Here is a 7,882-nt window from a genome sequence, read left to right as displayed (position 1 = left end):
CACCGTCTCTCCGGCGCGTCTCAACCGTCTTTCCAGTCCGTCAGGCCAACCTCAGTTGCGCCGGTGAAGGGGGTTCTAAGTATTACTCTCAAAACCCGCAAGCGGAAAATGCACGAAAACAAAAGAAAATGCCGATTTCAAAAATAATTATTTATTTTCAACGCGTTAACTATTCACGATCAGGCGGAAGCGCGCCGGAATCGTCGGAAACACAGATGGGGTTCCGCACTTTATCGCCTTGTTTACAATGTTACTCACAGACTCGCTTCCGAGTCAGGCAGAATCTGCTGTGTTGGACTGGAGTGACAGGCTTGGAATCGGCAACCTAAGGGCAAGAAGAATGACGATAGTTGCCAAATAGATCAGCGGCTCGATCTGAAACCCTTTTGCCAGCATCACATAATGCAGGCCGCCCAGCAAAGCGGCCGGGTACACCAGCCAATGCAGCCTGCGCCAACGCGGCCCCAGTCGGCGCACCGACCAGTTGTTGGATGTTGCCGTCAGAGGCAACAGCAAAAGAAACGCCCCCATTCCAACGGTAATATAAGGACGCTTGAGGATATCCGCCCAAATCTGGCTGGGAAGCTGAACGTCCAGAACCAGCCAGACAAGGAGATGCAGGCTGACATATACAAAAGTCAGCACCCCAATGGCCCGACGGAACTTCATCAGGTTCAAGCCCACAAATCGGCGCAAGGATGTGATGGCCAGCCCGGCAATCAGCAACTGTAAAGCCAGTTCGCCATAGCGGTGTTCCAGCGCCTCAATCGGTTCGATTCCCAAACCGCCAGTCAGGCCAAGATAGAACAGCCAGGGTGCGGGCAGCGCGCCCATCAGATAAACGGCCCATACCGGAATACGCCGGAGTGTCTGATTGATGGCCTGCATGATTCTAGTAATTCCTGGCCAGATCCATACCTTCATAAAGGCTGGCGACCTCTTCTTCATAACCGTTGAACATCAGCGTCGGTTTGCGCGAGGCAAACAGGCCGCCGCCGATTTCACGTTCGGAGGCTTGCGACCAGCGCGGATGATCCACGTTCGGGTTTACATTACTATAAAACCCGTATTCTCGCGAATTGGCCATATTCCAACTGGTGGGCGGCTCTTCTTCAGTAAGCGTGATCCGAACAATCGACTTGATCGATTTGAACCCGTATTTCCACGGCACGACCAGACGCAAAGGCGCGCCGTTCTGATTTGGAATCGGCTTGTCATAGATACCAGTGGCCATGATCGTCAGCGGATGCATCGCCTCGTCCAGGCGCAAACCCTCGCGATAGGGCCATTCCAGAATGGGATAGCGCGTTCCTGGCATCTCATCCGGGCGGTGGGCCGTTTCGAACGCCACGTATTTCGCGCCCTCTTTCACCCCCGCCATGTTCAGAAGATCGACCAGTTCGAACCCGTTCCATGGTACGACCATCGACCAGGCTTCAACGCAACGGAAGCGATAGATGCGTTCTTCGATCGTCATCTCGGACAGGATGTCCTTGAAATCATACTCACCAGGACGATCAACCAGACCGTCAATCTTTACGCTCCAGGGTTCGGTCACCAGCGTATGCGCATATTTCGCCGGGTCATCTTTTCCGGTCCCGAACTCATAATAATTGTTGTAACTCGTGATCTCATCCCAGGTGTTCGGCTCCAGCGCATCCTGCGCCGCAGCTGGTTGGCCCATTGCCGCCACACCAACACCCGCCATCCCGACCATGACCTGCCGCCGGTTCAGGAACGCCGCCCGTGGCGTTACGTCGGCATGTGTCAATGTATTGGTCCAGCGATGCGCCATCTAGGTCTCCGTCGTATTTGTTTGTCATAACAGACTTAGGGTGCTGATAGCACAGACCCATGGAAACAGGCGTCACGTTTGAGCGACGTGATTGTAACGTTCCGAGTGGCGACAGGCCCAGACAGGCGGATTGTGCCGCGCTCTGCCCGCTTTCAGCGGTTGTCGCGACCTGAGCCAACTCTCAGTGCTCGAACATTTCGTTGGGGATATACGGTTCACTCAGAGCTGGCTCTGAACGGAGGACAACAGCCGGGTTGTCTGCCTGCAGTCTTTACAACTGCGGGTCCAAAACTGCACTCTGTCAGACAGGCACCATACGCGATCAACAGTGTGGCGGGCCTGTTTTTGCAGCCGCGCGGCCGCAATGGGAGGACGAAAAATGTGTGATATCTGTGTAATGAACGCCGTAAAAGACAGGATGCTGTCCCGGCGCGGGTTCTTCAAAGCCGCTGCGGCATCGGGTGTTGCGGCTGCCGCAACCGGGGCTATGGCACCGGCCGCACTGGCCGCGGGGCATGGCGGTGTCCAAGACATGACCCACACGCTCAGCCCGGAGTTCCCGACCTGGGGCGGAGAGCCGGGTATCTCGGCCGAACAGGCATTCAATTTCGCGGAGCACGGATTCAATCTGTTCAATTTGTCAATCAATGAGCATACGGGCACGCATATAGATGCCCCGCTGCACTTTTCTGCGGATGGGGCTTCGGTCGATGAAATCCCGGTTTCAGATCTGGTTGCACCACTTTGCGTGGTCGATATCGCTGCCCGTGCAGCAGAAGACGCCGATACGCGTTTAACCCCTGATGACCTGAAAGCCTGGATAGCCGCCAATGGCGATATACCAGACGGCGCTTGTGTCGCCATGCACTCTGGGTGGGCTGGCAAAACGGCAACGGACGAGTTCCGCAATTTCGACGGAGAAGCGCAGCATTACCCGGGCTTTCACGTTGAAGCTGCGCAGATGCTGATGGAAGAAACCGGAGCGCGGTCTATTGCCGTTGACACCTTGTCACTGGATCACGGCATGTCTGCGGATTTCGCCACCCATTATGCCTGGTTGCCTTCTGGCCGGTTCGGGATCGAATGCCTAGCCAATCTGGATCAGGTACCCGCATCGGGGGCGACTCTTGTTATTGGCGCGCCGAAACACGCGGGCGGCACCGGAGGTCCGGCGCGGATATTTGCGCTGATCTGACTTAACTGACGTACGGCGAAACTGGCCCGCTTTCTTCAGTGGGTCAGTTTCCATCTGCCCATTCCATGAGGGTAGGCACTGAGAGCAAGCCAATGGGCAAGACCAAGTCTGACACCACACGGCGCTATGATACCGCTGCACCAAAATGGCGGGATAAGATGCGTGCCCTTGGTTATTACGATGCGTATCTTGGTTTTCTGTCAGCAAGTCAGCGCGCGACAGAGCAAAACAGTCGGGTTGTTGATATCGGTGCCGGGACGGCCTCGTTTGCAGAAGCCTGGGTTGCTACTCATGGATCATCTGCCGAAGTAACCCTTCTCGAACCCAGTCAAGCCATGTTGAAACACGGTCAAAGCGCGTTACAGGCGCGGGGTATCGAGCCAAGACTTGTGCAGGGCATGTTAGGCTCTGTCGTTCTGGAACCCGCTGATGTGGCACTGGCTGCGCATGTCATCGAACACTGCCCCGATCCGTTGCGCGCACTTGAGCAGATTCACGATTTGATGCACCCTGATGGTCGATTGTATCTGGTGGTGTCCAAGCCGCATTGGTGCAATGCGATTATCTGGCTGCAATGGCGACATCGCACATTCGCCAGAGAAGAGATTCTGGGACTACTGGACAAAGCTGGATTCGAATGTGAAGGCGAGCACTCATTTCCCGCAGGCCCACCGTCCCGGACAAGCCAGGGAATTTTAGCGCGTCGAAGAGCGTAGATTCAGACGAAGAAGACCCGCCAATGCGGCGGGTCTTCCGTTCGTTCCTAAATCAATGCACCACTGCATCATCGGGGCGGGGCCGTTCGGATGTGCCCAGCCGATCACCGATGATCAAACCATCGGCTCCGGCTGAGACCGGGACGGTTTCACCATCCTTGATCTCACCTGCCAGCAACGCCTCGGCCAGCGGATTCTGCAAGGCGCGCTGGATCACGCGTTTCAGTGGGCGGGCCCCAAAGACCGGGTCATAGCCTTCATCCGCTAGCCATTGCTTGGCCCCATCGTCCAACGCCAGCTCGATCTTGCGGGCGGCTAGACGTTTCTGCAGGCGTGCCATCTGGATATCGACGATGCCATCCATATCACCGCGCTTGAGCCGGTCAAAGATGATCGTCTCGTCCAGACGGTTCAGGAATTCGGGCCGGAAATGCGCCCGGACCGCATCCATTACATCCCGCCGTGCCTGTGCGCTGTCTGCGCCTTCGGGCAGCTGGCTCAGCGCCTGAGACCCAAGGTTCGACGTCAGGATGATCAGCGTCTGCTTGAAGTCTACGGTGCGGCCCTGACCATCGGTCAGCACGCCATCGTCCAGAACCTGCAACAGCACATTGAACACATCCGGATGCGCCTTTTCGACCTCGTCAAACAGCACGACCTGGTAGGGCCGGCGCCGCACGGCTTCGGTCAGCACACCGCCTTCGTCATAGCCGACATAGCCCGGAGGGGCACCGATCAGACGGGCGACTGCGTGTTTCTCCATGAACTCGGACATATCGATGCGCACCATCGCGTTGTCGTCGTCGAACAGGAAGTTCGCAACGGCTTTGGTCAGTTCGGTTTTCCCCACACCGGTCGGGCCGAGAAACAGGAACGACCCCAACGGGCGGCCTTCGTCATTCAGACCGGCACGCGCACGGCGCACAGCGTTGGCAACGGCGGTTACGGCGGCATCCTGACCGATCACGCGGGAATGCAGATCGTCTTCCATCCGCAGCAGTTTCTCACGCTCGCCTTCCAGCATTTTCGAGGTTGGGATACCGGTCCAACGCTCGACCACCGAAGCGATTTGTTCAGGACGCACCGTTTCCTCGGCCATCATGGCGTTGCTTTCGGCGTTTTCGGCCTCGGTCAGCTTTTTCTCAAGCTCGGGGATGACGCCATAGGACAGCTCACCCGCTTTTGCCAGATTGCCCTCACGTTTGGCGATCTCCAGATCAGCACGCGCCTTGTCGAGCTGTTCTTTCAGATCACGGGCACCCGCAAGCTTGTCACGTTCAGCTTGCCACTGGGCGGTCATCTCGGCGGATTGCTCCTGCAGATCGGCAAGATCCTTTTGCAAGGTTTCCAGACGATCCTTGGAGGCCGCGTCGTCCTCAAGCTTCAGCGCTTCTTCCTCGATCTGCATCTGCAGGATCTGACGATCCAGCTGATCGAGTTCTTCGGGCTTGGAGTCCACCTCCATCCGCAGCCGTGACGCCGCCTCATCGACGAGGTCGATGGCTTTGTCGGGCAGGAAGCGGTCAGTGATATAGCGATGCGACAGGGTCGCTGCCGACACCAGCGCTGAGTCGGAAACACGCACACCGTGGTGCAACTCGTACTTCTCCTTGATACCGCGCAAAATGCTGATCGTGTCCTCGACCGTGGGTTCAGCCACGACAACAGGCTGGAACCGGCGTGCAAGGGCTGCGTCTTTTTCGACGTATTTGCGATACTCATCCAGCGTGGTCGCACCGATACAATGCAGCTCACCCCGGGCAAGCGCAGGCTTGATCAGGTTGGCGGCGTCCATTGCGCCGTCGGATTTACCGGCACCAACCAGCGTGTGCATCTCGTCGATGAACAGGATGATCTCACCGGCGGCTTCGGTCACCTCGGTCAGAACGGCCTTAAGGCGTTCTTCGAACTCACCACGGTATTTTGCACCGGCGATCAGCGCTCCCATGTCGAGCGCGAGCAGCTTTTTGTCTTTCAGAGACTCCGGTATGTCACCGTTGATGATGCGCAGGGCCATGCCCTCGGCAATGGCAGTTTTACCGACGCCGGGTTCCCCGATCAGAACCGGGTTGTTCTTGGTGCGGCGCGACAGAACCTGCATCGAGCGGCGGATTTCCTCATCCCGCCCAATGATCGGGTCAATCTTGCCCTCGGCCGCAGCCTCGGTCAGGTCACGCGCGTATTTCTTGAGCGCGTCATAGCCTTCTTCCGCCGAGGCAGTGTCTGCAGTGCGACCCTTGCGAATGTCGTTGATCGCCTCGTTCAGTTTTTGCGCTGATACGGCTCCGGCGTCCAACGCATCCTTGGCCTTGGACTTCACCATGCACAGTGCCATCAGAACACGTTCGACAGGGACGAAGCTGTCGCCCGCTTTGGTAGCTATTTTTGTGGCCTCGTCCAGAACCTTGACGGTCTGGCCGTCCATGTAAATCTGGCTGGCGTCGCCGCTGACCTTAGGGATTTTCCCCATTGCCGCGTCCAGCGCCTCAACCACGCGGTTCGGTGCACCGCCCGCGCGCGAAATCAGGTTACTGGCCAACCCCTGATCGTCATCCATCAATGCTTTGAGTATATGTGTGGGCTCCAGCCTCTGGTGCCCCTCGCGCAGCGCAATGGTCTGCGCCGCCTGCACGAATCCCCGTGCCCGCTCGGTGAACTTGTTCAAGTCCATGATATTCTCCTTTTCCAAGCGCCCCGTTTTGACATGCCCGCCTGGCAGCACATATCGGTCGAAGCCTCACATTCAATCTGGGAAATATCTTCGGTGGTTCAAGAGGCTAAAACACAGAAATCGACCTATTCGCGCTGGATGGTATAGACTGTATAACCACCGGTCTCGGCAACCTGAACGGCACCCAGATCATTCACCAAAGATTGGGCTGCCGCACTTCCCGTCGGGCAAGAGACCAGATCTGCCGTATGGTCCAGGAAATTGCCGGTAAACGCCGTTTCACCAGTAAGTTGACACCAGTCACCCTCGGACCTGTAACCGCCAACCAAACGCAAATCGTCATTGGTCGGCACAGGTGCAGCCCCGGTCTCCGGTGTTTCGGGTGGCGTGTCATTACATGCGGCCACTGCAATCAACGCGCCCAGCAGAACCAGATTTTTCATTTTTTGCCCCTTATTTTGAATTCAAGTTTTCAATACAGAGCACGATAACACGAATTGAAGCTGCCTGCGCAGCTTAGCAGATGGACAGAGCGGCCCGAAGCCGATAGGACGCAGACGTTTGCCAAAAAGGAGCGCCCCCCATGTCTGATGACCGCCTGATCGTAGCCCTTGATGTTCCCAACGCTCTGCAAGGGTTGGCCATGGCCGAACGGTTGGGGGATAGCGTTTCATTCTACAAAATCGGGCTGGGTATGCTGACCGGTGGTGGGCTGGCATTGGCCAACGAACTGAAACAAGATCACGGCAAGCGCATCTTCCTGGACATGAAGTTGTTCGACATTGGCAATACAGTTGAGAATGCCGTGCGGGGATTGGCGCAATTCGATCTGGATTTTCTGACCGTGCATGGTGACCCTCATGTGGTGCGCGCCGCCAAAGAAGGTGCTGCGGGTAAAGACCTGAAGATCCTCGCCGTAACCATCCTGACCTCGCTGAACCGCGACGATCTGGACGCAAGTCTTTTGAAACCTGGTGATGTGCAGGATTTGGTTGTCGAACGCGCGGCCAAGGCCTTTGAAGCCGGGGCTGATGGCGTTATCGCCAGCCCGCAAGAGGCCGCCCTGATCCGGGCTCTGCCACAGGCTGAAGGGCGTCTGATCGTAACCCCTGGTGTGCGCCCGGCTGGCGCAGCGCTTGGTGACCAGAAACGTGTAGCATCCCCTGCAAGCGCTATTCAGGATGGCGCTGATCATATCGTTGTCGGCCGCCCGATTTATCAGGCAAAAGACCCAAAAGCCGCTGCTGAGGCCGTTCTTTCCGAACTAAATTCTCTCAAGGTGTGCTAAGACCACTTGGCCTTTTCAGGTGGGTTTTGCGTTGGGTTTTCCGCGCAACAAGTTGACCTTAGGTCACTTTTTGACAAAACCGCGCCAAATCGTCTCTGTGCCAGAAAACACACATTCAAAACCCGAGTTTTCTCGGCACAACCTTCATCCTATCGAAACCAAGGATTTTCAGAGATTCTGAAGGGGAAATACTCCCCAACGAACCGCTTCTTCCTGA

The 7,882-nt window shown here is 56.8% G+C and carries 7 protein-coding genes; 3 read left to right on the top strand and 4 right to left on the bottom strand.

Going from position 1 to position 7,882, the window contains the following annotated elements:
- Window positions 1-273 precede the first annotated feature (273 nt).
- Together msrQ and msrP are read right to left on the bottom strand one after the other, a co-directional pair.
- Window positions 274-888: a protein-methionine-sulfoxide reductase heme-binding subunit MsrQ gene (gene msrQ / locus ACR0AP_RS14170; RefSeq protein ID WP_480507270.1), complete on the bottom strand. Its 615-nt coding sequence runs from the start codon at window positions 886-888 to the stop codon at window positions 274-276.
- A gap of 4 nt (window positions 889-892) precedes the next feature.
- Window positions 893-1,795, bottom strand: coding sequence for a protein-methionine-sulfoxide reductase catalytic subunit MsrP (gene msrP, locus ACR0AP_RS14165; RefSeq protein ID WP_480507268.1), 903 nt, complete (start codon window positions 1,793-1,795; stop codon window positions 893-895).
- 379 nt (window positions 1,796-2,174) lie between these two features.
- Here msrP and ACR0AP_RS14160 point away from each other — a divergent pair, with 379 nt between their 5' ends.
- Both ACR0AP_RS14160 and ACR0AP_RS14155 read left to right on the top strand, forming a co-directional pair.
- Window positions 2,175-2,990: a cyclase family protein gene (locus ACR0AP_RS14160; protein WP_480507266.1), complete on the top strand. Its 816-nt coding sequence runs from the start codon at window positions 2,175-2,177 to the stop codon at window positions 2,988-2,990.
- A 92-nt stretch (window positions 2,991-3,082) separates the two neighbouring features.
- Window positions 3,083-3,706: a class I SAM-dependent methyltransferase gene (locus ACR0AP_RS14155; protein ID WP_480483959.1), complete on the top strand. Its 624-nt coding sequence runs from the start codon at window positions 3,083-3,085 to the stop codon at window positions 3,704-3,706.
- Between the two features lie 52 nt (window positions 3,707-3,758).
- Here ACR0AP_RS14155 and clpB read toward each other — a convergent pair whose 3' ends face one another.
- Together clpB and ACR0AP_RS14145 are read right to left on the bottom strand one after the other, a co-directional pair.
- Window positions 3,759-6,377: an ATP-dependent chaperone ClpB gene (clpB, locus tag ACR0AP_RS14150; RefSeq protein WP_480507264.1), complete on the bottom strand. Its 2,619-nt coding sequence runs from the start codon at window positions 6,375-6,377 to the stop codon at window positions 3,759-3,761.
- Between the two features lie 125 nt (window positions 6,378-6,502).
- The gene (locus tag ACR0AP_RS14145) at window positions 6,503-6,820 is read right to left on the bottom strand and encodes a hypothetical protein (RefSeq protein WP_480507262.1); all 318 of its coding nucleotides are present in this window, start codon (window positions 6,818-6,820) and stop codon (window positions 6,503-6,505) included.
- A 140-nt stretch (window positions 6,821-6,960) separates the two neighbouring features.
- Here ACR0AP_RS14145 and pyrF point away from each other — a divergent pair, with 140 nt between their 5' ends.
- Window positions 6,961-7,665 (top strand): orotidine-5'-phosphate decarboxylase, encoded by a 705-nt coding sequence (pyrF, locus tag ACR0AP_RS14140; RefSeq protein WP_480507259.1) that lies wholly within the window; start codon window positions 6,961-6,963, stop codon window positions 7,663-7,665.
- Window positions 7,666-7,882: the final 217 nt, after the last annotated feature.

It is taken from the genome of Ruegeria sp. AF7, from assembly GCF_056541885.1.
This window is presented reverse-complemented; position numbering and strand designations above follow the sequence as displayed.

Excerpts from the sequence above, each read along its gene's own strand:
- msrQ (WP_480507270.1), bottom strand. The coding sequence starts at position 888 with ATGCAGGCCATCAATCAGACACTCCGGCGTATTCCGGTATGGGCCGTT.
- msrP (WP_480507268.1), bottom strand. The coding sequence starts at position 1,795 with ATGGCGCATCGCTGGACCAATACATTGACACATGCCGACGTAACGCCA.
- ACR0AP_RS14160 (WP_480507266.1), top strand. The coding sequence starts at position 2,175 with ATGTGTGATATCTGTGTAATGAACGCCGTAAAAGACAGGATGCTGTCC.
- ACR0AP_RS14155 (WP_480483959.1), top strand. The coding sequence starts at position 3,083 with ATGGGCAAGACCAAGTCTGACACCACACGGCGCTATGATACCGCTGCA.
- clpB (WP_480507264.1), bottom strand. The coding sequence starts at position 6,377 with ATGGACTTGAACAAGTTCACCGAGCGGGCACGGGGATTCGTGCAGGCG.
- ACR0AP_RS14145 (WP_480507262.1), bottom strand. The coding sequence starts at position 6,820 with ATGAAAAATCTGGTTCTGCTGGGCGCGTTGATTGCAGTGGCCGCATGT.
- pyrF (WP_480507259.1), top strand. The coding sequence starts at position 6,961 with ATGTCTGATGACCGCCTGATCGTAGCCCTTGATGTTCCCAACGCTCTG.